This window comes from Microbacterium sp. CFBP 8794 (assembly GCF_014841235.1).
Classification (GTDB): Bacteria; Actinomycetota; Actinomycetes; order Actinomycetales; family Microbacteriaceae; genus Microbacterium.
The window spans coordinates 670,197-694,720 of the sequence record NZ_JACYTT010000003.1; the positions used below are offsets into that span (position 1 = coordinate 670,197).

Below are 24,524 nucleotides of genomic sequence, written 5' to 3' on the forward strand. Positions count from 1 at the left end.
GGGGCCGATGGCCCCACGAACGAAGGAAGACAATGGCAGACCTCTCTATCAGCCCCGACGTCATCCGTGACGCGCTGAAGGACTTCGTCAACGCCTACGAGGCCACTGGCGCCGCGGCGAACGAGGTCGGTTCGGTCGTGGATGCCGGTGACGGCATCGCTCACGTCGAAGGCCTCCCCGGTGTCATGGCGAACGAGCTCGTGCGCTTCGCGGACGGCACGCTCGGCCTGGCGCAGAACCTCGACGAGAACCAGATCGGCGTCGTCGTGCTCGGCGAGTTCTCCGGCGTCGAAGAGGGCCAGCCGGTCACCCGCACCGGCGAGGTGCTCTCGGTCGGCGTCGGCGAGGGCTACCTCGGCCGCGTGGTCGACCCGCTCGGCAACCCGATCGACGGCCTCGGCGAGGTCGCGACCTCCGGCCGTCGTGCCCTCGAGCTCCAGGCTCCGGGCGTCATGCAGCGCAAGAGCGTGCACGAGCCCCTGCAGACCGGCATCAAGGCCATCGACGCCATGATCCCCGTCGGCCGTGGCCAGCGTCAGCTGATCATCGGCGACCGCCAGACCGGTAAGACGGCCATCGCGATCGACACGATCATCAACCAGAAGGCCAACTGGGAGTCGGGCGACGTCAACAAGCAGGTGCGTTGCATCTACGTCGCCATCGGCCAGAAGGGCTCGACCATCGCTTCGGTGAAGGGCGCGCTCGAAGAGGCCGGCGCGATGGAGTACACCACCATCGTCGCGGCCCCCGCGTCGGACCCAGCCGGCTTCAAGTACCTCGCTCCCTACACCGGTTCGGCCATCGGCCAGCACTGGATGTACGAGGGCAAGCACGTCCTGATCATCTTCGACGACCTGTCGAAGCAGGCCGAGGCCTACCGCGCCGTGTCGCTGCTGCTGCGCCGCCCGCCGGGCCGCGAGGCGTACCCCGGCGACGTCTTCTACCTGCACTCGCGTCTGCTCGAGCGTTGCGCGAAGCTGTCCGACGAGCTCGGCGCCGGTTCGATGACGGGTCTGCCCATCATCGAGACCAAGGCCAACGACGTCTCGGCGTACATCCCGACCAACGTGATCTCGATCACCGACGGCCAGATCTTCCTGCAGTCCGACCTGTTCAACGCCAACCAGCGTCCCGCGGTCGACGTGGGTATCTCGGTCTCGCGCGTCGGTGGTGACGCCCAGGTGAAGTCGATCAAGAAGGTCTCGGGAACGCTGAAGCTCGAGCTCGCTCAGTACCGCTCGCTCGAGGCGTTCGCGATGTTCGCCAGCGACCTCGACGCGGCGTCGCGTCGTCAGCTCGCCCGCGGTGCGCGCCTGACCGAGCTGCTCAAGCAGCCGCAGTACTCGCCGTACCCCGTCGAGGAGCAGGTCGTCTCGATCTGGGCCGGAACGAACGGCAAGCTCGACACGATCGAGGTCTCCGACGTGCTGCGTTTCGAGCGCGAGCTGCTCGATTACCTGCGTCGCAACTCGACCGTGCTCGACACGCTGCGCGAGACCAACGTGCTGGGCGACGACACCGTCGCCGAGCTCACGCAGAAGGTCGACCAGTTCATCCTCGAGTTCCAGGCGGGCGACGACCAGGCTCTGGTCGGCACCGAGAAGGTCGAGGCCGCCGAGGCCGAAGACGTCAACCAGGAGCGGATCGTCAAGGGCCGTCGCTAAAGCGACGACACGAGAACGGAATCATGGGCGCACAACTACGGGTCTACAAGCAGAAGATCAGTTCTGCTCAGACGACCAAGAAGATCACGAAGGCGATGGAGCTCATCGCTGCGTCGCGCATCCAGAAGGCGATGGCGCGTGTGCGCGCGGCGTCGCCCTTCGCGCGTGCCGTGACCAGCGCGGTGTCGGCGGTGGCGACGCACTCGAGCGTCGACCACCCGCTGACCACCGAGCGTGAGACCATCCGTCGCTCCGCCGTGGTGATCTTCACCTCCGACCGCGGACTCGCGGGCGCGTTCAACTCGCAGATCCTCCGTGAGGGTCTCGAGCTGAGCGAGCTGCTGCGTTCGCAGGGCAAAGAGGTGGAGTACTACCTCGTGGGTCGCAAGGCCGTCGGCTACTTCCAGTTCCGACGCATGGCCAGCAAGGCCCAGTGGACCGGCGACACGGACACGCCCCAGTTCTCGACGGCCGAAGAGATCTCGGCCGCCGTTCTGGAGTCGTACCGCCGCTCCGGCGAGAACGACGGCGTCGATGAGATTCACCTCGTCTACAACCGTTTCGTCAGCATGATGACGCAGTCGCCCGAGACGGTGCGCCTGCTTCCTCTCGAGGTGGTCGAAGCAGACACCGCCGCGGCCCCCGCGACCGTCTACCCGCTCTACGAATTCGAGCCGGACGCCGAGACCGTTCTCGACGCGCTCCTGCCGGTGTACGTGCAGAGCCGAATCTTCAACGCCCTCCTGCAGTCGTCGGCGGCAAAGCACGCCGCCACGCAGAAGGCCATGAAGTCGGCCAGCGACAACGCCGACAAGCTCATCACCGACTACACCCGCCTGCGCAACAACGCGCGTCAGGCGGAGATCACGCAGCAGATCGCCGAGATCGTCGGCGGCGCCGATGCTCTGGCATCCGGCAAGTAAGTCCCAAGGAGAGAAGAAGCCATGAGCCTCACCGCCGAGAAGAGCGACGCGACCGTCGTCGGGCGCGTCGCGCGCGTCACCGGCCCGGTCATCGACATCGAGTTCCCCCACGACTCGATCCCCGAGATCTACAACGCGCTGAAGACGACGATCGTCATCGACGGCGTCTCCAACGAGATCACGCTCGAGGTCGCCCAGCACCTCGGTGACGACCTCGTTCGCGCGATCGCCCTGAAGCCGACCGACGGTGTCGTGCGCGGCCAGGAAGTGCGCAACACCGGCGGCCCCATCTCGGTGCCCGTCGGCGATGTCACCAAGGGCAAGGTGTTCGACGTCACCGGCGAGGTGCTCAACGCAGCGCCCGGCGAGACCGTCGAGATCACCGAGCGCTGGGGCATCCACCGTAAGGCGCCGAGCTTCGACCAGCTCGAGTCGAAGACCACGATGTTCGAGACCGGCATCAAGGTCATCGACCTTCTCACCCCGTACGTGCAGGGTGGAAAGATCGGCCTGTTCGGTGGTGCCGGCGTCGGCAAGACCGTCCTCATCCAGGAGATGATCCAGCGCGTCGCGCAGGACCACGGTGGCGTGTCGGTGTTCGCCGGTGTCGGTGAGCGCACCCGTGAGGGCAACGACCTGATCCACGAGATGGAAGAGGCGGGCGTCTTCGACAAGACCGCCCTCGTGTTCGGCCAGATGGACGAGCCGCCGGGAACGCGTCTGCGCGTCGCCCTGTCGGCGCTGACGATGGCGGAGTACTTCCGCGACGTGCAGAAGCAGGACGTGCTGTTGTTCATCGACAACATCTTCCGCTTCACGCAGGCCGGTTCCGAGGTCTCGACGCTGCTGGGCCGCATGCCCTCGGCAGTGGGTTACCAGCCCAACCTCGCCGACGAGATGGGTGTGCTCCAGGAGCGCATCACCTCGACGCGTGGCCACTCGATCACCTCGCTGCAGGCCATCTACGTGCCCGCCGACGACTACACCGACCCGGCGCCGGCGACCACGTTCGCCCACCTGGATGCCACCACCGAGCTCTCGCGTGAGATCGCGTCGAAGGGTCTGTACCCGGCCGTCGACCCGCTGAGCTCGACGAGCCGCATCCTCGACCCGCGCTACATCGGTGCCGACCACTACCGCGTGGCCACCTCGGTGAAGCAGATCCTGCAGAAGAACAAGGAACTCCAGGAGATCATCGCCATCCTCGGTGTCGACGAGCTCTCCGAGGAAGACAAGATCGTCGTGTCGCGTGCACGCCGCATCCAGCAGTTCCTCTCGCAGAACACCTACATGGCGAAGAAGTTCACCGGCGTCGAGGGCTCCACGGTCCCGATCAAGGAGACCATCGAGTCGTTCGACGCCATCGTCAAGGGTGACTTCGACCACGTCGCCGAGCAGGCGTTCTTCAACGTCGGCGGCATCGGCGACGTCGAAGAGAAGTGGGCGCAGATCCAGAAGGAGAACGGCTGACATGTCGTTGCGTGTGAGCCTGGTCTCGGCCGACGCCGAGGTGTGGACGGGAGAAGCATCTCTCGTCGTGGCCAAGACCGTCGAGGGCGAGATCGGCTTCATGCAGGGTCACGAGCCGGTGCTCGCTATCCTCGCTCAGGGTGAGGTGCGCATCACGCGGACCGACGGCACGAAGATCCTGGCCAACGCCAAGGACGGCTTCCTGTCGATGGCCGACGACGAACTCACCATCGTCGCCGGTAACGCCGCCCTCGTCTCCTGACGACTTCTTCGATCACGACGCGCGTCGCCCGGTTCGCCGGGCGGCGCGCGTCTTTCCCGTGCAAGGGTGTTCATGCTGGTCCTGCTTCCCCCGTCGGAAACCAAGCGCCCGGGCGGTGACGGCACCCCGCTCGACCTCGGGGCTCTCGCTCTGCCCTCCCTGCGACCGCACCGTGCGGCCGTGATCGACGCGCTCGTCGCTCTGTCGTCGGACGAGGACGAGGCCGCCCGCGTGCTCAAGCTCAGCGCGAAGCGCCGACACGAGGTCGCCGACAATGCGGCCCTGCGCTCGGCGCCGACCCTGCCGGCGATCGACCGGTACACCGGCGTGCTTTTCGACGCGCTGGATGCCGGGACCCTGAACGCCGAGCAGCGCTCCTGGCTCGGCGCGCACGTGCTGGTGCACTCGGCGCCCTTCGGGCCGGTCGGCGCCCTCGACGGCATTCCGGCGTACCGGTTGGCCGCGGGGACGTCGGTGCCGGGGCTGCCGGCGCTGCGCCGCGTCTGGGCGGAGGCCGTGACGACGGCGTTGTCGGCGCGGGGCGCGTCGTTCGTGCTCGACCTGCGCTCGGAGGCGTACGTGGCGCTCGGACCGGTGCCGGCGGGGGTCGACGCGGCATACGTGCGGGTGGTGACCGAGGGCGAGGGGGGCGCGGTGCGTGCGCTGAACCACTTCAACAAACACGCCAAGGGTGATCTCGTTCGCGCGCTGGCCCTGTCGAGCCCCGACATCGCGACGCGCGCCGACTTCGTCGCGTGGGCGGGCGGCGCGGGGTGGATCGTTCGCGAAATGCCGGCGGGTGAGGTGGAGCTTGTCGTCTGAGCCCGGCGTGGCCCTGTCAGGAAAGTCTCAGCTTCGCTAGCATGTGACTCGCACGGGGCGCACGGACGCTCCGCCGCGCATTCGCCTGGAAAGGAATCCGCAATGGATGACTCCTACTACTACTCAGACGACGGCGGCTTCGCAGCGCTGGCGTTCCTGGCCATTCTGATCCCCATCCTGCTCTTCTTCGTGGCCATCGCCTACGTCGTCTCGTCGTTCCTCTACATGAAGATCTTCGAGAAGGCGGGTGTGCAGGGCAAGTGGCGCGCGTGGGTGCCGATCTACAACACCCTGGTCGCCGCGAAGCTCGGCGATCTCTCGCCGTGGGTCTTCCTCATCGCCGTCGTCGCCTCCAGCGTCCTCTCGAACATCCCGGTGATCGGCTGGATCCTGTCGCTCGTGCCCCTCGCCGCGGGTCTCATGTACTCGTACCGCATCGGGCTCAAGCTGGGTAAGGACTGGCCCCTGCTGTTCCTCTGGCTCATCCCGGGCATCGGTGGCTTGATCTGGCTGGCGATCGTCGCCTTCAGCAGCAACCGCTGGAACCCCGAGGTCGGTCCCTCGCCGTGGGCGAAGACGTTCCTGGCAGACAAGACCGTCTGGAACGGCATCCCCGTTCAGCCCTACCAGAACGTCTCGGGTGGCGCAGGCGGTGCCGGTTACGGCTCGCCCGCCGCGGGGCCGGGCTACGTGCCGCCCACCGCTCCTCCGGCGCGGGGCTACACGCCCCCGCAGACCCCGCCCGCGGCAGGCCCGACGCCGCCGCCCCCGGCTCCGCCGGCCGGCCCGCAGGCCTGATGCCGCAGGTCTGATTTCGCAGAGGGCCCTCCGCTTCGGCGGGGGGCCCTTCGCTGTGCTCCTTCGCGGTGCGCCGGGATGCCGAGAGCCTTCACCCGGCCGGAGCACGCGGGGTTCGGGTCCCGGTGTCGTCGGTCGGGGATAGCGTGGAGGGATGACATCCCCCGCGCTTCCCCTTCGCTCCGTCGGTCGCTCCGGTCTGCGTGTCTCGGCCGTCGGGCTCGGCTGCAACAACTTCGGCCGAGCCGGCACCGCCACCGAGACCCTCGACGGCACGCGCGCCGTGCTGGGCGCCGCGATCGACGCGGGGGTCACGTTCCTCGACACCGCCGACGTCTACGGTCGCGAGTTCGGGTTGTCCGAGACCCTCATGGGCGAGGCGCTCGAGGGGCGCCGCGACGAGGTGGTGCTCGCGACGAAGTTCGGCCACTCGCACCTGGCGCCCGCACTCCCCGGCGGCTCCAAGGGTTCTCGCGCGCACATCCGTCGTGCCGTCGAGGGCTCGCTGCGGCGCCTGCGCACCGACTGGATCGACCTGTACCAGCTGCACACCCCCGACGACTCCACGCCGATCGACGAAACGCTCGACGCCCTGGCCGACCTCGTCCGCGAGGGCAAGGTGCGATACATCGGCCACTCCAACTTCGCGGGGTGGCAGATCGCCGAGGCCGAGTACGCGGCATCCGGAGTGCGGTTCGTCTCGACCCAGAACCAGTACAGCCTGCTGGCGCGCGCGGCCGAGCGCGAGGTGCTCCCGGCGGCCGAGCGCTTCGGGCTCGGGCTGCTGCCCTTCTTCCCGCTGCACAACGGACTGCTCACCGGCAAGTTCACGCGCGAGGGCGGTCCCGAGGGGAGCCGCATCATGCGTCAGCGTCCCCACCTGTGGCGCGACGCGCCGTGGGACGCCCTCGAGCGCTACCAGGCCTTCTGCGACGCGCGCGGCATCAGCATGCTCGAGGCGACGTTCGCCTGGTTCCTCGCGAACCCCCACGTGGCGAGCGTCATCGCCGGGGCGACCAGCGCCGACCAGGTGCGGGCCAACGCCGCGGCCGCCACGGCCTGGACCCCCGCCGCCGCCGACCTCGACGAGATCGACGGCATCTTCGCCCTCCCCGCCGATCCCGCGGCGGGATGATGGGGCGCGGCGCGTCCCCGGGCGATGCCGGGGTGTCCACTAAGATGACAGAGCCGTGCGTTTCCGCCGGCGCAGCTGTCGGCCAACCGGAGGATCTTTCGTGCCCGAGGTGACCACCCACACGCGTACCGTTCCCCTCGGCGCGGGCGACGTCGAGCTGTCGTGGGCGGCGAGCACCGACACGGGCCGCCGTCGCGAGGTCAATCAAGACGCCGTGCTCGCCGAGTATCCGCTGTTCGTCGTCGCCGACGGCATGGGCGGACACCTGGGCGGTGAGATCGCCAGTGCGAGTACCGTCGACCGGCTGAGCGCCGTCGTCGCCACCGGATCCGTCTCGTCGAAGAGCATCGAGAAGGCCCTGTCGCGCGCGGTGAAGGACATCATCGCCCACCCCGAGACCACCGACGAGGGCACCGGCACGACGCTCACCGGCCTGTATCTCGAGACGCACACCGACGAGCCGCACTGGGTCACCCTGAACATCGGCGATTCACGCGTCTACCTGCTGCGCGACGACGAGATCGTGCAGGTCACCACCGACCATTCCGTGGTGCAGGAACTCATCGCGGCAGGACGTCTCAGCCCCGAAGAGGCCGAGAACCACCCCTACGGCAACGTGATCACGCGCGCCGTCGGCCCGAGCGAAACCGTCAAGCCCGACTACCTGCGCCTCGACGTTCTCGACGGTGACCGTTTCGTCATCTGCTCCGACGGGCTCACGAAAGAGCTGACCGATTTCGGCATCCGCCACTTCCTCGAGGCCAACGCCGATCCGGCCGCAGCGGTCGAAGCCATGATGGCGGCGGCGCTCGAAAACGGCGGTCGCGACAACATCACGATCGTCGTCCTCGACGTGGCCCGCCGCTCCGCCTGAGAATCTCCTCTTGACCGCGGTGACCCGCGGATTCTACGTTCGGCATATGACCTCCGCTCCCGAACGGACGTCGGGCAAGGGATTGGCCAGCGGGACGCTCGGACTCTGGGGTTCGACCGTGATCGGACTGGCCTCCACTGCTCCCGTCTACTCCCTCGTCGCCACCCTCGGTTTCGTCGTGCTCGCCGTCGGCGCCTCGGCGCCGATCGCCTTCGTGCTCGCGTTCATCCCGATGCTGTTCATCGCCTTCGCCTACCGCGAGCTGAACAACGAGATGCCCGACTGCGGCACCACCTTCACGTGGGGGACCAAGGCCTTCGGCCCCTGGATCGGGTGGATGGGCGGCTGGGGCGTCGCCGTGGCTGGCATGGTCGTGCTGGCGAACCTCTCGCAGATCGCCGGCATCTACCTCTGGTCGCTGATCGGCGACGGCTCGCTCGCCGAGAACGTGCCCCTGGTGACGGCGACGGGCGTGGCGTTCATCGCCGCGATGACCTACATCAGCTACCGCGGGGTCGAGATCGGCGAGCGGATCCAGAACATCCTGCTCGCGGTGCAGTACCTCGTGCTGGTGCTGTTCGTCGTCGTGGCCCTGTGGAAGTTCTTCGACGGCACCGCACCCAACCCGACGCCGTTCGACCTGGCGTGGTTCAACCCGCTGGGGTTCACCGACTGGAGCGGCTTCACCGAGGCCGTGCTGCTGGCGCTGTTCATCTACTGGGGCTGGGACACCTGCCTCGCCCTGAACGAAGAGACCAAGGACCCGAAGCGCATCCCGGGCCGCGCCGCCCTGCTGACCACGGTCATCCTGCTCGCGACCTACGTCACCGTCACGGTGGCCGCCATGATGTACGCCGGGGTCGGCGAAGACGGCGCGGGACTCGCGAACGCCGAGAACGCCGACGACGTGTTCCTCGCGCTGAAGGACGACCTCTTCGGGCCCTTCGCCTGGGTGCTGATCGTGGCCGTGCTGATCTCGGCGGTCTCGTCGACGCAGACGACCATTCTGCCCACGGCGCGCGGCACGCTCGCGATGGCGGCGTACAAGGCGCTGCCCGAGCGGTTCCGCACCGTGCACCCGCGCTTTCACACGCCGTCGTTCTCGACGCTGGTGATGGGTATCGTCGCGAGCGTCTACTACGTCGGAATGACGCTCATCAGCGACAACATCCTGCAGGATTCGATCCTGTCGCTCGGGCTGGCGATCGCGTTCTACTACGCCATGACCGGCTACGCCTGCGTCTGGTACTACCGGCGCGAGCTGTTCCGCTCGGGCAAGAACCTCGTGTACCGCGGCATCCTGCCCCTGCTGGGCGCGCTCATGCTGACCTACGCCTTCGTGCAGTCGGCGATCGACATGTGGGACCCGGAGTACGGCAACACCGTGCTGTTCGGCATCGGCGGCACCTTCGTCGTCGGTATCGGCGCGTTGGCGATCGGCGTCGTGCTGATGGTCGTGTGGTTCCTCTTCCCCGCGTCGAAGCCGTTCTTCCGCGGCGAGAGCCTCAACCGCGAGACCGAGGTGCTCGTGCCCGACGAGCCGATCGCGTACCCGCGCTCGGTCGACGGCGGTATCTAGGCCGCGCTCCGCTCGGCCGGGCGTCGGGGAGACGCGTCGTGGTGCCCGGCCGGGCACGCGCACCCACGAGAGCACACGTTGCGCGTCTGGTCTCGCGACGGATCGGGGCGGGTCAGACCGCGGAGCGGATGGCGCCGACCTCGCGGCCGCCGCCCGAGATGCTGAGCGGCAGCAGGGCCAGAGTGTCGGCGACGGCCTCGGGCGACAGGGCTCCGGCGCGCTCGAGCAAGCGCAGCGCGACGGCGTGGCCGGCGCGGTTGGAGCCGTCGAGCATCTTCAACGCCACGGTGGTGCCGTCGGGGGCCGTCATGACCTGCACGCCCTCGGCGCCCATCTTCGAGAAGACGCCGAGACGCTCGATCACCACGGTGTCGGGGCGACCGGAGCCGTCGATCGTCCACGGGTGCTCGCGCACGGCCCGCACGAGGGTGCCGGCGCTGCGGTGCAGGGCGAAGGGGGAGCGCTCCGACGAGGTCGCGATGCGCTGGATCGCGCGCGCGAGGCCGATGAGGCTCATGGCGTAGACCGGGGCGCCGCAGCCGTCGATCGCGGTCGTGGTCATGCGCTCGCCGACGAGACGTTCCAGCACCTCGCGGATGTGCACCTGCAGGGGGTGCTGTTCGTCGAGGTAGTCGGCGGTGGGCCAGCCGTTCGCCACGCACGTGAGCAGCATGGCCGCGTGCTTGCCGGAGCAGTTCATCCGCAGGGGTGAGGGGGCACCGTGATCGCGGACGAGCTCGTCGCGCGCGGCGGTGTCGCTCGGCCACGCGGCGGGGCAGCCCAGGTCGTCTTCGGTCAGCCCGGCCGACTGCAGGATGCCACGGGCCACCTCGACGTGACGCTCGGTGCCGCAGTGGCTGGCCATCGCGATCGCCAGACGCTCACCGGACAGGTCGGCGCCCGCAGACAGGCAGGCCAGCGCCTGCAGCGGCTTCATGCTCGAACGCGGGAGGAACGACGCGGACGCCTCGCCCAGAGTCAGCTTCTCGGAACCGTCGGGGGCGAGCACGACGGCGACGCCGTAGTGGCGGGACTCGACGAATCCGCTGCGTTCGATGACGGCGAGCTCGACGGAGGCGGGGGGCGTGGCGGGCATCCCTCCATCGTATCCCCGCGGCCCCCTCGTATCCCGGGCCTGCCACCCGCGTGAGGTGCCGGTATTCGTCGCTTCGGCCGCGGGCTAAGCGACAAATACCGGCACCTCACGCCCGAGGGTCGGCGGGGGCGGCAGACTGGACAGCATGAACGGAGAACACCACTACCGCCTGCGCTCGACCTGGACCGGCGACCGGGGGAGCGGGACGAGCGGCTACCGCGACTACGACCGCTCCGTCACGCTCCACGTCGACGGCAAGCCCGAGGTCGCGGCATCCGCCGACACGCCCTTCCGCGGCGACCCCGGCAAGTGGAACCCCGAAGAGCTGCTGCTCGCGGCGCTGAGCGAATGCCACCTGCTGTCGTACCTGCACGCCTGCGTCACCACCGGCGTCGTCGTGACCGCGTATGTCGACGATGCGTCGGGCACGATGCAGGAGGACGGCAACAGCGGCGGGGCGTTCACCGAGGTGGTGCTTCGTCCTCGCGTGCAGGTCGCGGAGGAGTCGATGGTCGAGGCCGCCCGCGCCGCACACCGGCAGGCGCGCGAGTGGTGCTTCATCGCGAACTCGGTGAACTTCCCCGTGCGTCACGAACCCGAGATCACCGTCGGCTGAGCCGTCCGCTGCGGCGGCGCGCGGCGGCGTCGTACAGTGAGCGCATGCAGTTCGAACCGGCCCTCCGCCGCCTCGACCGGATCGCCGGCGGACGCCACGCCGATCATCGCGTCGCCGTCTCCGACGACCCCCGCGTGGTCCGGTCGTTCCGCTCGGTCACCGTCCTGCTGGCGATCGGCTTTGTGCTGGGGATCGCCACCGTCGTCATTGCGCTGGTCATGACGCTCGACGGCGCCGACGTCGGCCTCGCGGTGTGGATGCGCTGCCTCGTCGTGCTCGCCATCACCACGACGTTGTTCTACTTCCTGTGGCGCGCTCGCGCCGGGTGGTACTGGGCGTTCCGCCGCCTGCAGCTGTTCAGCCGGATCTTCCCCATCGTGGCCCTGGTGCTCGCGGCCATCCCCGGGTTGTACCCGTTCTGGGTCGTCACCGAGCAGATCCTCTTCGCGGTGCTGCTGATCGGGGTGTCGGACTACCTGCAGTCCGATGTCATGCGGGCGGCGTATCCCAAGCCTGAACGCTGAGTTCTCGGCATCCGGATGCCGGAGACCCGGCGTGTCGCGGGCGCCGCGGCGAGCACGGCTCCGGCATCGTGACCTCGCGAGGGGCCCTTCGCGCTCCGAGCGCGGGGTGTGCAGGAGTCGTGCGTGCCCCGCCGGGAGTCCCGACACGTTGGGCACCGCCGGCGATGTCGCTCGGTCGCGCAACGGAAAGGACCCCGCCGGCGCGAGGCCGACGGGGTCCGTTTCGTGAAGAGGGTGCTCAGCGCACGTCGTCGTCGACCCAGTCCATCGACTTGGTGACGGCCTTCTTCCACAGGCGCAGCTCGCGGTCGCGCTCGTCGGAGTCCATGTCGGGCTCCCAGCGCTTGTCTTCCTGCCAGTTGGCGCGGAGGTCGTCGAGGTTGTTCCAGAAGCCGACGGCGAGGCCCGCGGCGTAGGCGGCACCGAGGGCCGTCGTCTCGGCGACGACGGGACGCACGACCGGCACGCCGAGGATGTCGGCCTGGAACTGCATGAGCTCGTCGTTGGCGGTCATGCCGCCGTCGACCTTGAGCTCGGTCAGGTCGACGCCCGAGTCGGCGTTGACGGCCTCGAGCACCTCGCGGGTCTGGAAGGCCGTGGCCTCGAGGGCCGCGCGGGCGATGTGGCCCTTGTTGACGAAGCGGGTCATGCCGACGATCGCACCGCGGGCATCCGGGCGCCAGTACGGCGCGAACAGACCCGAGAACGCCGGGACGAAGTACACCCCGCCGTTGTCGTCGACGGTGCGGGCCAGGGCCTCCACCTCGGGAGCCGAGGAGATGATGCCGAGCTGATCGCGCAGCCACTGGATGAGCGAGCCGGTGACGGCGATCGATCCCTCGAGTGCGTAGTGCGCGGGCTGGTCGCCGAGCTTGTATCCGAGGGTGGTCAGCAGCCCGTTCTTCGAGCGGACGATCTCTTCACCCGTCTGGAAGATGAGGAAGTTACCGGTGCCGTAGGTGTTCTTGCTCTCACCCGGGTCGAAGGCGGCCTGGCCGAAGGTCGCGGCCTGCTGGTCGCCCAGGATGCCGGCGATCGGGGTCTCGCGCAGCAGCGACGAGGACTCGACGGCGCCGTACACCTCGGACGAGGAGCGGATCTCGGGCATCATCGAGCGCGGCACGCCGAAGTCGGCGAGGATGTCGTCGCGCCACTCGAGGGTCTCGAGGTCCATGAACAGGGTGCGGCTGGCGTTGGTCACGTCGGTGGCGTGGACGCCGCCGTCGATACCGCCGGTGAGGTTCCACAGCACCCAGGTGTCGGTGGTGCCGAACACGAGGTCGCCGGCTTCGGCCTTCTCGCGGGCTCCGTCGACGTTCTCGAGGATCCAGACGATCTTCGTGCCCGAGAAGTACGTCGCCAGGGGCAGGCCGACGACGCTCTTGTAGCGCTCCGGGTCGCCGTCGGCGAGACGGTCGACGATCGACTGCGTGCGGGTGTCCTGCCACACGATGGCGTTGTAGACGGGCTTGCCGGTGTTCTTGTCCCAGACCACCGCGGTCTCGCGCTGGTTGGTGATGCCGACGGCGGCGATGTCGTGGCGGGTGATGTCGGCGCGGCTGAGGGCCAGGCCGATCACCTCCTGGGTGTTGCGCCAGATCTCGAGGGGGTCGTGCTCGACCCATCCCGCGCGCGGGAAGATCTGCTCGTGCTCCTTCTGCCCGACGGAGACGACGCTCCCGGACTTGTCGAAGATCATCGCGCGCGTCGAGGTCGTGCCCTGGTCGATGGCGAGGACGTAGTCGGCCATGGAAGGACTCCTTTGTCTAGTTCAGTGTGAGGAAGGGATGAAGACGGGTGCGGGGGCGACGCGCAGTCGAGGGGCGCGTCGCCCCCGCGGGAGTGTCAGTTGCCGAGGCTGAGCAGCACGGGGGCCAGCAGACCCGCGAGCAGACCACCGACGAGGGGACCGGCGACCGGCACCCAGGCGTAGCCCCAGTCGCTGGAACCCTTGCCCTTGATGGGGAGGATCGCGTGCGCGATGCGGGGGCCGAGGTCACGGGCCGGGTTGATGGCGTAACCGGTGGGACCACCGAGCGAGGCGCCGATGCCGACCACGAGCAGGGCGACGGGAACGGCCGCGAGACCGCCGATGCCACCCGGAACGCCGATGTCGGCCACGCCGTAGTCACCGAAGCCGAAGATCACGAAGACCAGGACGAAGGTGGCGATGACCTCGGTGAGGAAGTTGAAGCCGTACGAACGGATCGCGGGGCCGGTCGAGAACACGCCCAGCTTGGCGGCCGGGTCGGGCTCGTCGTCGAAGTGCTGCTTGTAGGACGCCCACGCGAGCACGGCGCCGATGATGGCACCGACCAGCTGCGCGGCCACGGCCACGAGGAACTGGACGAAGGCGATCTTGCCGGCCACGAGGAGGCCGATCGAGACGGCCGGGTTCAGCTGCGCACCGGAGTACGCCGAGACGATGACACCGGCGAAGACCGCCAGGCCCCATCCCCAGTTGACCATCAGGGTGCCGCCGGCGTTGCCCTTGGTCTTGGCCAGGGCCACGTTGGCGACCACGCCACAGCCCAGCAGGATGAGCATCGCGGTGCCGACCACCTCCGAGAGGAAGTACAGCCCCAAGTTGACTTCTTGCATGTCGTCATCGACCTTTCTTCTGTCACCCGGACAACTTCGGCACGGGTGGTGTTATGCGGCTCGGTGCTCCGAACCTACGGCGAGCGTGCGGGCGCGCAACAGGCGGCGCGCCCGCACGTTCTCTCAGATTCGCGCGACGCCGGCCGACGCCAGATCGACGCGGTGGGCGGAGCGCAGGATCTCGGTCGTGCGGTTCACTTCTTCGTCGACACGGGCGGAGTCCCAACCGAGGGGCTCCGCGATCGTCTCGGCGACCTCTCGCAGCGTGCGCTCGGTCATCCCGCCCACGAAGGCGAGGTGGGTGCGGCGCAGCAGCACGTCGATCAGGTGCACGACCTGCTCGTTCTGGGCGATCCAGACCAGCTCTTCGCGGTAGTAACCGGCCGCGTCCGCCAGGGCGGTGGGCTCGGCGGGGAGAACCGCGAGGATCGCGTCGGCGCGCGTGCCGTACCGCTCGAGCATGGCATCCACGAGCTCGGCCGAGTGCGCATTCGTGCGCGTGGCGATCCAGCGGCGCCGCTGCTCGGGGGTCGAGGGGAAGCCCGCGCCGCCACCGATGGGCAGGCCCTGCGTGCTGATGCGGTGCGGACGACGCAGCTTCTGCAGCGTTTTCATGCTCAAGTGCTCGGCCAGCGCGCGGAACGTGGTCCACTTGCCGCCGACGAGGCTCATCGAGGGGACACCGGCGACCTCGTCTTCGACGATGCGGTAGTCGCGCGACACGAAGCCGGGCGCGGTGTCGTCGTGGCGGGGGAGCGGACGGATACCCGAGAAGGTGTACACGATCTGCGAGCGGTCGACGGCGACGCGGGGGAACACATGGCCGATCAGGTCGAAGAAGTACTCGATCTCGTCGTCGGTGCACACGACCGGCTTCGACGGGTCGGCGTCGATGTCGGTCGTGCCGACGAGGACGCGGTCCTTGAGCGGGTAGATGAGCACGATGCGGCCGTCGGAGTGCTCGAAGAAGATCTCGCGCCCACCGGTCGCCGCGAACAGCTCCGGGTTGTCGAGCACGATGTGCGAGCCCTTGGTGCCGCCCATGAACTGCGTCGTGAGCCCCATGGCGGAGTTCGCGAGGTCGGTCCAGGGGCCGGCGGTGTTGAGCACGACCTTCGCCTTGACCGAGAACTCCTCGCCCGAGACCTCGTCGCGCACGCGCACGCCGTTCGCGTCGGCACCGACGGCCGAGACGTAGTTGACGGCCTGGGTGCGACCGGCACCGGCTTCGATGCCATCGCGCAGCACGTCGAGCGCGATGCGCTCGGGGTCGTGCATCGAGGCGTCGAAGTACGTGGCCGTGTAAGCCAGGTCGGGGTTGAGCTGGGGGAGCTCGGTCAGCGACTTCTTCTTGCCGAGGAACTTGTGGCGGGGAACGGAGCCGCCGTCGCGCGAGAAGGTGTCGTACATGATGAGGCCGACCTTGATCAGCAGCGCACCACGCTCGTTGGGCTTTCCGCGGCCGTGCGTGACGAGCAGGCGGAAGGGCGCCGACAGGATGCCGGAGAACGTCTTGTAGATCGGGATCGTCGTCTCGAGCGGCTTGACGTAGTGGGGCGCGGTCTTGAGCAGGTCGTTGCGCTCGGTCACGGCCTCTTTGACGAGGCGGAACTCGCCGTTCTCGAGGTAACGGATACCGCCGTGCACCATGTGGCTCGACGCCGACGAGGCGCCCGACACGAAGTCGCCGCGCTCGACGAGGGCGACGCTGACGCCCTGCAGGGCGAGATCGCGGAGGGTGGCGAGGCCGTTGATGCCCCCGCCGATGATGAGGACGTCGAGGTTCTCGGCGTCGCGGAGCGCCTGGACGTCGGCGCGGAGCTGTGTTGCGGGGGACGACATGTCGACTGCGACCTTTCGTTGTTGGTACGACAGTCACAATGCGCCTGTCTGCACGTTGTTGCAAGCCCCTTGAACAAACGTGCACAATGGTGTTCATGGGAACGCAACCATGGTGACGCAGGCGGAAGAGCGGTCCCGTGATGCACTGCGCGCGGCGCAGCTGTACTACATGCAGGACCTGACGATGGACGCCATCGCGCACGAGATGCGCGTGTCACGCTCGTCGGTGTCGCGCCTGCTCCAGCACGCCCGCGACGTGGGTCTCGTCACGATCTCGATCAGCCCGCCCGACGACGCCCGGGGCCAGATGGCACAGCGCATCGCCGATCGATTCGGCATCACCGCGCACGTCGTGCCGACCCCGGCCCGCACCTCCGAGGCCGAGCGCCTGGAGCGCACGGCGCTGACCGCGGCGCGCATCCTCGCCGAGCGGGTGGAGTCGTCGATGACCGTCGGCGTCGCCTGGGGGTCGACCCTCTCGGCCGTCGCCCGTCACGTGCCGCTGAAAGACGTGCATGACACCCACATCGTGCAGATGAACGGAGCCGCGAACGTGCGCACCTCCGGCATCCCGTACGCCGGCGAGATCCTGTCGAAGTTCGGCACCGCCTGGTCGTCGTCGGTGCACCAATTCCCGGTGCCCGCGCTGTTCGACGACCCGCGCACCAAGCAGGCGATGTGGCGGGAGCGCTCGGTGCGCTCCGTGCTCGAGATCCAGCAGCGCGTCGGCCTGTTCGTCTTCGGCCTCGGCTCGCCGCACGCCGACGTGCCCTCGCACGTCTACAGCGGCGACTACTTCGACGAGCGCGACCGCGCCGTCATCGAACGCGAGGGCATCGTGGGGGACTGCGCGACGGTGTTCTACCGCGCCGACGGCTCGAGCGACGTCCCCGAACTGAACGCGCGCTCCAGCGGGCCCGACCTCGACACGGTCCGGCGCATTCCGCGCCGCTTCTGCGTCGTGTCGAGCCTCTCGAAGCTCGACGGCCTGCGAGGGGCCCTCGCCGCCGGTCTGATCACGGAGCTCGTCGTCGAGGAGTCGCTGGCGCGCCGCCTGCTGAGCGTGACCCGCTGACCCGCCTCGGTCAGCGCTCGCCGAAGCCCTCGTCGATCAGGGCGCGGAGCTCGTCGAGGGCCTGACGGGCCTGCGGGCCACTCGCGCTCACCCGCACCCGTGCACCCTGCCGGACGCCGAGCGCCATGAGAGCGAGCAGGCTCCGCGCCGACACCTCGTCGGAGCCCGCGTCGAGGTCGGCGATACGCACCTCGGCGTCGTACCGCGACGCCGCCTTGACGAACGTGGCCGCCGGGCGCGCGTGCAGGCCCGACGGGTTGACGACCACCGTCTCGAACGAGATCGCGTCCTTCTCGCCTAAGGGTGCAGAACTCTGGGAGTCGATGCCGTGCGCCGTCGGTTCGTCGTCGCGATCCGCGGATGCCGTGGCCTCGCCCTCGCCGAGCTGACGCTGTTTCGCCGCGCCCGCGCCCCGCACCTCGGCGGCCACGGCGTCGAGGTCGGCGCCGCCGGCCGCGGTGACCACCGCGGCCACGAGCCCCTCGACGAACGGCGCGGAGCTCAGCCGCACCCGGTCGGGCGCGGCGACGAACCCGAGGGCGGTCTCGGCGCTGAGGATCGCGGAACCGAGGTCCATCAGCACGAGCACCCCGTCGCCGGAGTCGGCGTCGTCGATCGCGGCGGCGATGGCGACGGCATCCGTGCCCAGATCGCCGTCGGGACCGCCCGCGGCCACGCGCACCCCGGGCGGCTGCTCGCCGCCCATCTGCAGGGCCAGGTGCACGGCGGCATCGGCCAGCGCGCGGCTGTGCGAGACCGCGACGATCCCGATCACTCGGACGCCGCCAACGTGTCGCGCAGTGCCTCGAGCAGCATCGTCGCCGAGGTCGCCCCGGGGTCGAGGTGGCCGGCGCTGCGCTCGCCGAGGTAGCTCGCCCGGCCCTTGCGGGCGACGAGCGGCTCGGTCGCGTCGCGACCGCGGGCCGCCGCCTCGGCCGCGGCCCGCGCGGCGTCGGCCGGCGTCGCCCCGGCGGCCGCGGCGGTGTCCCAGGCGTCCACGGCGGGCGAGAGCGCGTCGATCATCGTCTTGTCGCCGAGCTCGGCCTTGCCCCGGGCGACGACCCCCTCGACGCCGGCGCGGAGGGCGGCACCGAGGGTGGTGGCATCCACCTCTCCCTCGCTCAGCGCGGGCCCCATGCGCAGGAACAGGGTGCCGTACAGCGGACCGCTCGCGCCGCCGACCGACGAGACGAGCGTCATTCCGACGGTCTTGAACAGGTCGGTCGGGCTGGCGGGCAGGGGGTCGAGCCGCGCGACGACGGCATCGAGACCGCGCGCCATGTTCGAGCCGTGATCGGCGTCGCCGATGGCGGAGTCGAGCTGCGTCAGCTCGTCTTTGTGCTGCTGGACGGTGTCGCGGAACGCCCGGATCCACGACACGAGGTCGTCGAGCGCGACGGTGCCGCTCATGCGCCCCACCGCAGGCCCGGGGTCACGACGGGCGCATCCCAGAGGCGCAGCATCTCGTCGTCGGCCTTCACGACGGTGAGCGAGGCGCCGGCCATGTCGAGACTCGTGATGTAGTCGCCGATGAGGACCCGCTGCACCTCGACGCCGGCCGCGGCCAGCAGCGGAGCGATCTCTCCGTAGAGCAGGTACTGCTCGATGAGGGGCGTTGCGCCCAGACCCGACAGCAGCACGATCGCCGGTCCCACCGGCTCGCCGAAGTCGTGGACGATCGGGTCGACCAGGAGGCCGGCGATCTCGTGCGCGGATGCCAGCTTCACGCGCGAGCGGCCCGGTTCGCCGTGGATGCCGACTCCGACCTCCATCTCGTCGTCGGGCAGCTCGAACGTGGGGCGACCGGCGGCGGGCACCGTGCAACTCGTGAGCGCGACGCCCATCGAACGCCCGGCGGCGGCGACACGTCGGGCGAGATCGGCCACGGCGGCGAGGTCGGCGCCTTCTTCGGCCCGTGCCCCGACGATCTTCTCGAGGATGACGGTGGTGCCGGTCCCGCGGCGTCCGGCGGTCCAGGTCGAATCCTGCACGGCCACGTCGTCGGCGACGAGGACCGACTCGACCTCGACGCCCTCGGCGGCGGCGAGCTCGGCCGCCATCTCGAAGTTCAGCACGTCGCCGGTGTAGTTCTTCACGATGTGCAGCACGCCGGCTCCCGCATCGACCGCCTGCGTGGCGGCGAGCACCTGGTCGGGGGTGGGGGAGGTGAACACCTCGCCCGCGGCGGCGGCGTCGAGCATGCCCCGCCCGACGAACCCGCCGTGCATCGGCTCGTGACCGGACCCTCCGCCCGACACCAGCGCCACCTTGCCCGCGCGCGTGGGCTCCGCCCGCAGGATCACCCGGTTCTCGGCATCCACCCGTAACTCGGGGTGCGCGGCCTGGATCCCTCGCAGAGCTTCGGCCAGAACGTCGGCCGGGTCGTTCACGAACTTCTTCACGGGTGCCTCCTCGTCGTGGCGTCGACGGCTCGGGGCCGTCACTCCCGACCCTGCTCGCCGTGCGTCGCCGCGTCAAGCGGCAAAGGCTCAGAGGCGCTCGTGCGGCAAGACCTGCTTGATGCGCTCGAGAGGGTTCTGGGCCGGAGCCTCGTTGTACGCGTTCGCGAGCTGCTGCTCGCTGAGCGCGTGGATCGCGGCCATGATCTCGTCGGTCGCGAGTCGACGGGCGCGGCCCGAGGACGCGGGGCCGTGCGGGGAGAGGTCGAGGGGCGTGCCGAAGCGCACCGTGATGCGCTCCTGGGTCGTCGGGATCTTCGCGCCCACGGGCATGACCTTGTCGGTGCCGATGAGGCCGACCGGAACGACGGGGGCCCCGGTCTGCAGAGCGAGGAACGCCACACCCGTGCGCCCCTTGTACAACCGGCCGTCGAGAGACCGCGTGCCCTCGGGGTACAGGGCCACCGCGCGGCCGTCGTCGAGCAGGGCGCGTTGCTGATCGAGCGCGTCGAGGGCCTTCTGACCGGCGCCGCGCTCGACGGGGATGGCGCCGATGGCGGTGAAGAACTGCCGCGAGGCCCACTTCTCGAAGTACGACGACTTCGCCATGAAGTGCACGGGGCGGGGAGCGGCGACCGGGATGGCGATCGAGTCGATGAACGACAGATGGTTGCTGGCGAAGATCACCGGGCCCGTGCGCGGCACGTTCTCACGACCCTCGATGCGCGGGCGGTAGACGGCCCGCGCCAGCGGGGCGATCAGGAAACGGCCGAGGCCGTAGGCCGCACCCATCTGCTGCGGCGCGGCGGCGGGGGTCTCGGCAGCGTCGGAACTCACCCGTCGAGGTTACTCGCCGCCGCATGCCGGGTCGCGCATGCCCGCCCGCGTGTGCGCACCCGCGTCTGCGTGCCCGGGCGCGACGGTGTGCGCGCGGGGACTCCCAGGATCGACAAAGCCGGGTGCGTCAGGATGGACGTTCCCCGTTCTTCTCGAGAGGTCTCCCGTGCGCTTCCGCCCGATCGCTTCCCTGTCCGTCGCCGCCGCCGCCGTGCTGCTGCTGGCCGGATGCACCGGTTCGCCCGACCAGGCGCAGACCCCGGATGCCAGTGCGACCCCGGACGCCGGAGCGTGCCAGACCCCGTTCACCGGCGAGGTCCCCGCCGGGCTCGAGGTGTCGGGCGACTTCCAGGGCCCCGTCACCGTCACGCGTCCCGACGGCTTCGCGCCGACCGACGTGCAGCGCACCACCCTCATCGAGGGCTCGGGCGCCGAGATCGCCCCCGGCGACATCGTCAAGGCGAACTACACCGTCATCGACGCCGCCAGCGGTGCCGTCGCGCTCGACTCCCTGACGACCGATCCCGCGGGCATGGACATGGTCGTCAACGCGCAGCAGATCTTCGGCGCGGCCCTGTCGTGCGTGCCGATCGGCTCGCGCACGGTGTCGACCTTCCCCGCCGGGCTGCTCGGCGACGGGTCGCCGGCCTACGTGCTCGTGGCCGACGCCATCGCAGAGCTGCCCACGCGCGCCACCGGCACCGAGGTCCCGCCTGTCGACGGCATGCCCACGGTCACGCTGGCCGACGACGGCGCTCCCACCATCACCGTGCCGACCACGCCCGCTCCCGCCGAGACGCGCATCGAGAACCTGCGCCGGGGCGACGGCGACGTGGTCAACCCCGGCGACCAGGTGATCGTGCAGTACACCGGCGTGCTCTACGACGGCGGTACCGTGTTCGACTCGAGCTGGGACAAGGGCATGCCCACCGAGTTCCCGACCACGGGTGTCGTCGCGGGCTTCCGGCAGGCACTCGAGGGCCAGACGGTCGGTTCGCAGGTGCTCGCCGTCATCCCTCCCGCCGACGGCTACGGCGACCAGGAGCAGGGAGCGATCCCGGCGAACTCGACCCTCGTCTTCGTGGTCGACATCCTCGGCGTCCAGCACGCTCCCGCCGCCGCTCAGTAGGCTGACGGGATGCGCCGCGTCCTCATCCTCGGTTCCACCGGTTCGATCGGCACGCAGGCGCTCGACGTCATCCGCGCCAACGCCGACCGCTTCGAGGTCGTCGGCCTCGCCGCCGGCACCGATCGCGCCGGACTCCAGGCGCAGGCCGTCGAGTTCGGCGTGGAGCACACGGCGCTCGGCGCGATCGACGCCGAGCAGCTCGTCCGCGACGTCGACGCCGACGTGGTGCTCAACGGCATCACCGGTTCGGTCGGCCTCGGCCCCACGATCGCCGCGCTCGAAGAGGGCCGCACCCTCGCCCTCGCCAACAAGGAGTCGCTGATCGTCGGCGGTTCGCTCGTCACCGCGCTCGCCGCGCCGGGCCAGATCGTTCCGGTCGACTCCGAGCACTCCGCGATCGCGCAGGCGTTGCGCTCCGGTGAGGCGCACGAGGTGCGCCGGCTGGTGCTCACGGCATCCGGAGGCCCCTTCCGCGGGCGCTCGCGTGCCCAGCTCGCCGACGTCACCCCCGCCGAGGCGCTCGCGCACCCCACCTGGGACATGGGCCGCGTGGTCACCACGAACTCCGCGACCCTGGTCAACAAGGGCCTCGAGGTCATCGAGGCGCACCTGCTGTTCGACGTGCCCTACGACCGCATCGACGTCACGGTGCACCCGCAGTCGATCGTGCACTCGATGGTGGAGTTCGTCGACGGCTCCACGATCGCCCAGGCGTCGCCGCCCGACATGCGACTGCCCATCTCGCTCGGGCTCGACTGGCCGCACCGCGTCGCCGGCGTCGGCGCGCCCCTGGATTGGACGCGCGCGTCGCAGTGGACCTTCGAGCCCCTCGACGAGGAGGCCTTCGGCTCGGTCGCCCTCGCCAAGCGCGTCGGACGCGCGGGGGCGACCTACCCCGTCGTGTTCAACGCCGCCAACGAGCAGGCCGTCGACGCGTTCCACGAGGGGCGACTGAGCTTCCTGGGCATCGTCGACCTCATCGAGCGCGTGGTCGACCAGCACGAGCCGCCGTCCACGCTCACGCGGGAGTCGCTGGCCGAGGCCGAGGCCTGGGCGCGACGCACGGCCGACGAGATCATCGCCGCGCGCTGACGACGGCTCGCGGGCTCCCGCTCCCGCGGGACTTCGCGCGCGGGGCGGCAGAGCCGTCCTCACGCGCCGGGCGGCGTCGGGCCGCGGATCCGCGGGACGGCGGGCGTCAGGCCGGGAAGTCGACCGGGCGCTCGGGATCCGACGAGGGCGTCCGGTCGGCGGGGTACGGAACCGGCCACTGCGGATCCGGCACGGCCCAGCCGGCCGCGCGCAGCGCGCGGCGCGAGAGCTCACGGGCCGAGTACGGGGTGCGAACGCCCCGGATGTCGCGGTAGTCCTGGTGGCCGGGGCCGGCCCACAGGATGGCGTCGCCCTCGCCGACGAGCTTCACGGCCTCGAGGATCGCCCGCTCGGGCGGGGTGAACTCGTGGATCTCGGCGTCGGGACGGGCGCGGCGCGCGCCCTCGACGAGCACCGTGCGAATGGCATCCGGGTTCTCGTGACGGGGGTGGTGGTCGGTGACGATGAGCACGTCGCTGCCCAGGACGGCGGTGCGGCCCATGTCGAGACGCTTGGTCGCGTCGCGATCGCCGTCGGCGCCGAACACCATGACGACCTTTCCGGGCGTCACGCGGCGGACCGCCGCGAGCGTCTTCTCGAACGCGTCGGGGGAGTGCCCGAAGTCGACGTAGACCGCGGGCCCGTCGGCGCCCGAGACGAGCTGCGTGCGGCCGGGGAGCGAGGCCTCGATGCGCTCGCCGTCGAGGGTGCTGAACAGGTGCTCCCACGTGTAGCCGGTCTCGAGCAGCATGACGATCGCCAGACCCGCGTTGGCGGCCATGTGCCGGCCGATCACCGGCACCACCGTGGTGAGCGAGCGGCCCGCGCGATCGCGCAGCGTGAACTCGGTGCCCTCCTGACGCTCGTCGACGATCTCGACGACCCAGTCGGCGTGCTCCGCCGCGGCGGCGTCGTCGGCGATGGCCGGTGTCGCGATGGTCACGACCGGGATCTCGGCGCGGGCCGCGATCTCGGCACCCGAGGCGGAGTCGAGGCAGACGACCCCCCGTCGTGCGCGGTCGGGACGGAACAGCGGGAGCTTGGCCTCGAAGTACTCGCGCATGTCGGCGTAGTCGTCGAGGTGGTCGTGGGTGAGGTTGGTGAAGCCGGCGACGTCGAAGACCAGACCGTCGACGCGGTGCCGGGTGAGCGCCTGCGCGCTGACCTCGACCGCGACGGCCTGCACACCGCGCTCGCGCATGAGGGCGAGCAGGGCGTGGAACTCCGAGGCCTCGGGAGTCGTCAACCGCGACACGATGACGTCGCCCGCGATGTGACGCTCGGCCGTCGACGACAGACCCGTGACGACCCCGAGCTGCCCCAGGATCCCCTCGAGCAGGTGCGACACGCTCGTCTTGCCGTTCGTGCCGGTCGTGGCGAGCAACTGGGGGAGCTCGTCGTCGGGACCGGTGCCGTAGACCCAGGCCGACAGGTCGCCCAGCAGGGCGCGGGGGTCGTCGACCACGACGATCGGAAGACCCGCGGGTCCTGCGATCTCGGCGCCGTCGGCATCGGTGATCACCGCGACCGCACCGCGCTCGGCGGCGGTCGCGCTGAACTCGGCACCGTGGCGGTTGACTCCGCGGATCGCGACGAAGGCCTCGCCCGCGCGCAGGTCGGCGGTGGCCAGCGTGATGCCGGTGAGGGTCGTGCCGTCGACGTCGCCGGAGCTGCGCACGCCGAAGCGGCGGGCGAGTTCCGCGAGGTCGCGGCGGGGCGGACGCTCCGGCCGGAGCACGGGCGGGAGGTTCGAGGGCACGTGGGTCGGCATCTTGTCCATTGTCGC

Annotated in this window: 23 protein-coding genes; 14 read left to right on the plus strand and 9 right to left on the minus strand. The window is 70.0% G+C overall.

Translation table 11 applies throughout. The features are described 5' to 3' along the window. Positions 1-32 precede the first annotated feature (32 nt). The 9 genes from atpA (at position 33) to IFU19_RS10590 (ending at position 9,527) form a co-directional block, all read left to right on the plus strand. Positions 33-1,664 carry a F0F1 ATP synthase subunit alpha gene (gene atpA, locus IFU19_RS10550; protein ID WP_055834859.1) on the plus strand — a complete coding sequence of 544 codons (1,632 nt, stop codon included), beginning with the start codon at positions 33-35 and terminating at the stop codon, positions 1,662-1,664. 23 nt (positions 1,665-1,687) lie between these two features. Beyond that, positions 1,688-2,587, plus strand: a complete 900-nt coding sequence (locus tag IFU19_RS10555) for a F0F1 ATP synthase subunit gamma (RefSeq protein WP_055834862.1) — start codon at positions 1,688-1,690, stop codon at positions 2,585-2,587. A gap of 21 nt (positions 2,588-2,608) precedes the next feature. Next, entirely contained in the window at positions 2,609-4,057 is a 1,449-nt protein-coding gene (gene atpD / locus IFU19_RS10560; RefSeq protein ID WP_055834865.1) for a F0F1 ATP synthase subunit beta, read from the plus strand. A 1-nt stretch (position 4,058) separates the two neighbouring features. Continuing rightward, on the plus strand, positions 4,059-4,319 hold the full coding sequence (locus IFU19_RS10565) for a F0F1 ATP synthase subunit epsilon (RefSeq protein WP_055834867.1): 261 nt from the start codon (positions 4,059-4,061) through the stop codon (positions 4,317-4,319). Positions 4,320-4,391: 72 nt separating this feature from the next. After that, positions 4,392-5,141 carry a YaaA family protein gene (locus tag IFU19_RS10570; protein ID WP_192013682.1) on the plus strand — a complete coding sequence of 250 codons (750 nt, stop codon included), beginning with the start codon at positions 4,392-4,394 and terminating at the stop codon, positions 5,139-5,141. A gap of 102 nt (positions 5,142-5,243) precedes the next feature. Next, positions 5,244-5,939, plus strand: coding sequence for a large exoprotein (locus IFU19_RS10575; RefSeq protein ID WP_191915294.1), 696 nt, complete (start codon positions 5,244-5,246; stop codon positions 5,937-5,939). 154 nt (positions 5,940-6,093) lie between these two features. Continuing rightward, a complete protein-coding gene (locus IFU19_RS10580) occupies positions 6,094-7,074 on the plus strand; it encodes an aldo/keto reductase (protein WP_055936902.1) in 981 nt (326 codons plus the stop codon). A 100-nt stretch (positions 7,075-7,174) separates the two neighbouring features. Further along, a complete protein-coding gene (locus tag IFU19_RS10585; RefSeq protein WP_055834876.1) occupies positions 7,175-7,948 on the plus strand; it encodes a PP2C family protein-serine/threonine phosphatase in 774 nt (257 codons plus the stop codon). Between the two features lie 46 nt (positions 7,949-7,994). Further along, positions 7,995-9,527: an APC family permease gene (locus IFU19_RS10590; RefSeq protein ID WP_055834879.1), complete on the plus strand. Its 1,533-nt coding sequence runs from the start codon at positions 7,995-7,997 to the stop codon at positions 9,525-9,527. A 112-nt stretch (positions 9,528-9,639) separates the two neighbouring features. Here the strand turns inward: IFU19_RS10590 and IFU19_RS10595 are convergent, their stop codons facing one another. Then, positions 9,640-10,623, minus strand: coding sequence for an asparaginase (locus IFU19_RS10595; RefSeq protein ID WP_192013684.1), 984 nt, complete (start codon positions 10,621-10,623; stop codon positions 9,640-9,642). A gap of 145 nt (positions 10,624-10,768) precedes the next feature. Here IFU19_RS10595 and IFU19_RS10600 point away from each other — a divergent pair, with 145 nt between their 5' ends. Both IFU19_RS10600 and IFU19_RS10605 read left to right on the plus strand, forming a co-directional pair. Further along, the gene (locus IFU19_RS10600) at positions 10,769-11,239 is read left to right on the plus strand and encodes an OsmC family protein (protein ID WP_055834885.1); all 471 of its coding nucleotides are present in this window, start codon (positions 10,769-10,771) and stop codon (positions 11,237-11,239) included. Between the two features lie 44 nt (positions 11,240-11,283). After that, positions 11,284-11,763: a hypothetical protein gene (locus IFU19_RS10605; protein ID WP_191915295.1), complete on the plus strand. Its 480-nt coding sequence runs from the start codon at positions 11,284-11,286 to the stop codon at positions 11,761-11,763. 238 nt (positions 11,764-12,001) lie between these two features. On the opposite strand, the gene glpK is transcribed toward IFU19_RS10605, so the two are convergent. From glpK to IFU19_RS10620, 3 genes are all read right to left on the minus strand, one after another. Then, entirely contained in the window at positions 12,002-13,513 is a 1,512-nt protein-coding gene (glpK, locus tag IFU19_RS10610) for a glycerol kinase GlpK (protein WP_055834891.1), read from the minus strand. Between the two features lie 95 nt (positions 13,514-13,608). Continuing rightward, the gene (locus IFU19_RS10615; protein WP_055834894.1) at positions 13,609-14,364 is read right to left on the minus strand and encodes an MIP/aquaporin family protein; all 756 of its coding nucleotides are present in this window, start codon (positions 14,362-14,364) and stop codon (positions 13,609-13,611) included. Between the two features lie 123 nt (positions 14,365-14,487). Further along, entirely contained in the window at positions 14,488-16,206 is a 1,719-nt protein-coding gene (locus tag IFU19_RS10620; RefSeq protein WP_055834898.1) for a glycerol-3-phosphate dehydrogenase/oxidase, read from the minus strand. A gap of 109 nt (positions 16,207-16,315) precedes the next feature. Here IFU19_RS10620 and IFU19_RS10625 point away from each other — a divergent pair, with 109 nt between their 5' ends. Continuing rightward, positions 16,316-17,281: a sugar-binding transcriptional regulator gene (locus tag IFU19_RS10625; protein ID WP_055834901.1), complete on the plus strand. Its 966-nt coding sequence runs from the start codon at positions 16,316-16,318 to the stop codon at positions 17,279-17,281. A gap of 10 nt (positions 17,282-17,291) precedes the next feature. On the opposite strand, the gene dhaM is transcribed toward IFU19_RS10625, so the two are convergent. The 4 genes from dhaM to IFU19_RS10645 form a co-directional block, all read right to left on the minus strand. Further along, entirely contained in the window at positions 17,292-18,056 is a 765-nt protein-coding gene (gene dhaM, locus IFU19_RS10630; RefSeq protein ID WP_192013686.1) for a dihydroxyacetone kinase phosphoryl donor subunit DhaM, read from the minus strand. Then, positions 18,053-18,691, minus strand: coding sequence for a dihydroxyacetone kinase subunit DhaL (gene dhaL, locus IFU19_RS10635; protein WP_192013689.1), 639 nt, complete (start codon positions 18,689-18,691; stop codon positions 18,053-18,055). The genes dhaM and dhaL overlap by 4 nt, the downstream gene beginning before the upstream one ends. Next, positions 18,688-19,683 carry a dihydroxyacetone kinase subunit DhaK gene (dhaK, locus tag IFU19_RS10640; RefSeq protein ID WP_192013691.1) on the minus strand — a complete coding sequence of 332 codons (996 nt, stop codon included), beginning with the start codon at positions 19,681-19,683 and terminating at the stop codon, positions 18,688-18,690. Before dhaK ends, dhaL begins: the two co-directional genes overlap by 4 nt. 87 nt (positions 19,684-19,770) lie before the next feature. Beyond that, positions 19,771-20,472 carry a lysophospholipid acyltransferase family protein gene (locus IFU19_RS10645; RefSeq protein WP_194717045.1) on the minus strand — a complete coding sequence of 234 codons (702 nt, stop codon included), beginning with the start codon at positions 20,470-20,472 and terminating at the stop codon, positions 19,771-19,773. A 211-nt stretch (positions 20,473-20,683) separates the two neighbouring features. Here IFU19_RS10645 and IFU19_RS17050 point away from each other — a divergent pair, with 211 nt between their 5' ends. Next, positions 20,684-21,646 (plus strand): FKBP-type peptidyl-prolyl cis-trans isomerase, encoded by a 963-nt coding sequence (locus tag IFU19_RS17050; RefSeq protein WP_192013693.1) that lies wholly within the window; start codon positions 20,684-20,686, stop codon positions 21,644-21,646. A 9-nt stretch (positions 21,647-21,655) separates the two neighbouring features. Next, positions 21,656-22,738, plus strand: a complete 1,083-nt coding sequence (gene dxr / locus IFU19_RS10655) for a 1-deoxy-D-xylulose-5-phosphate reductoisomerase (protein ID WP_192013695.1) — start codon at positions 21,656-21,658, stop codon at positions 22,736-22,738. A gap of 106 nt (positions 22,739-22,844) precedes the next feature. Here dxr and IFU19_RS10660 read toward each other — a convergent pair whose 3' ends face one another. Continuing rightward, entirely contained in the window at positions 22,845-24,509 is a 1,665-nt protein-coding gene (locus tag IFU19_RS10660; protein ID WP_192013697.1) for a Mur ligase family protein, read from the minus strand. Between the last annotated feature and the right edge of the window lie 15 nt (positions 24,510-24,524).

What these genes read in the sequence shown, in the direction of transcription:
- IFU19_RS10580 (WP_055936902.1), top strand. Translation starts at nt 6,094, where the DNA reads ATGACATCCCCCGCGCTTCCCCTTCGCTCCGTCGGTCGCTCCGGTCTG.
- IFU19_RS10645 (WP_194717045.1), bottom strand. Translation starts at nt 20,472, where the DNA reads ATGGGTGCGGCCTACGGCCTCGGCCGTTTCCTGATCGCCCCGCTGGCG.
- IFU19_RS10600 (WP_055834885.1), top strand. Translation starts at nt 10,769, where the DNA reads ATGAACGGAGAACACCACTACCGCCTGCGCTCGACCTGGACCGGCGAC.
- IFU19_RS10625 (WP_055834901.1), top strand. Translation starts at nt 16,316, where the DNA reads ATGGTGACGCAGGCGGAAGAGCGGTCCCGTGATGCACTGCGCGCGGCG.
- atpD (WP_055834865.1), top strand. Translation starts at nt 2,609, where the DNA reads ATGAGCCTCACCGCCGAGAAGAGCGACGCGACCGTCGTCGGGCGCGTC.
- glpK (WP_055834891.1), bottom strand. Translation starts at nt 13,513, where the DNA reads ATGGCCGACTACGTCCTCGCCATCGACCAGGGCACGACCTCGACGCGC.
- IFU19_RS10575 (WP_191915294.1), top strand. Translation starts at nt 5,244, where the DNA reads ATGGATGACTCCTACTACTACTCAGACGACGGCGGCTTCGCAGCGCTG.
- IFU19_RS10590 (WP_055834879.1), top strand. Translation starts at nt 7,995, where the DNA reads ATGACCTCCGCTCCCGAACGGACGTCGGGCAAGGGATTGGCCAGCGGG.
- IFU19_RS10660 (WP_192013697.1), bottom strand. Translation starts at nt 24,509, where the DNA reads ATGCCGACCCACGTGCCCTCGAACCTCCCGCCCGTGCTCCGGCCGGAG.
- IFU19_RS10555 (WP_055834862.1), top strand. Translation starts at nt 1,688, where the DNA reads ATGGGCGCACAACTACGGGTCTACAAGCAGAAGATCAGTTCTGCTCAG.
- IFU19_RS10570 (WP_192013682.1), top strand. Translation starts at nt 4,392, where the DNA reads ATGCTGGTCCTGCTTCCCCCGTCGGAAACCAAGCGCCCGGGCGGTGAC.
- atpA (WP_055834859.1), top strand. Translation starts at nt 33, where the DNA reads ATGGCAGACCTCTCTATCAGCCCCGACGTCATCCGTGACGCGCTGAAG.
- IFU19_RS10620 (WP_055834898.1), bottom strand. Translation starts at nt 16,206, where the DNA reads ATGTCGTCCCCCGCAACACAGCTCCGCGCCGACGTCCAGGCGCTCCGC.
- IFU19_RS10565 (WP_055834867.1), top strand. Translation starts at nt 4,059, where the DNA reads ATGTCGTTGCGTGTGAGCCTGGTCTCGGCCGACGCCGAGGTGTGGACG.
- IFU19_RS10615 (WP_055834894.1), bottom strand. Translation starts at nt 14,364, where the DNA reads ATGCAAGAAGTCAACTTGGGGCTGTACTTCCTCTCGGAGGTGGTCGGC.
- dxr (WP_192013695.1), top strand. Translation starts at nt 21,656, where the DNA reads ATGCGCCGCGTCCTCATCCTCGGTTCCACCGGTTCGATCGGCACGCAG.
- IFU19_RS10595 (WP_192013684.1), bottom strand. Translation starts at nt 10,623, where the DNA reads ATGCCCGCCACGCCCCCCGCCTCCGTCGAGCTCGCCGTCATCGAACGC.
- dhaL (WP_192013689.1), bottom strand. Translation starts at nt 18,691, where the DNA reads ATGAGCGGCACCGTCGCGCTCGACGACCTCGTGTCGTGGATCCGGGCG.
- IFU19_RS10605 (WP_191915295.1), top strand. Translation starts at nt 11,284, where the DNA reads ATGCAGTTCGAACCGGCCCTCCGCCGCCTCGACCGGATCGCCGGCGGA.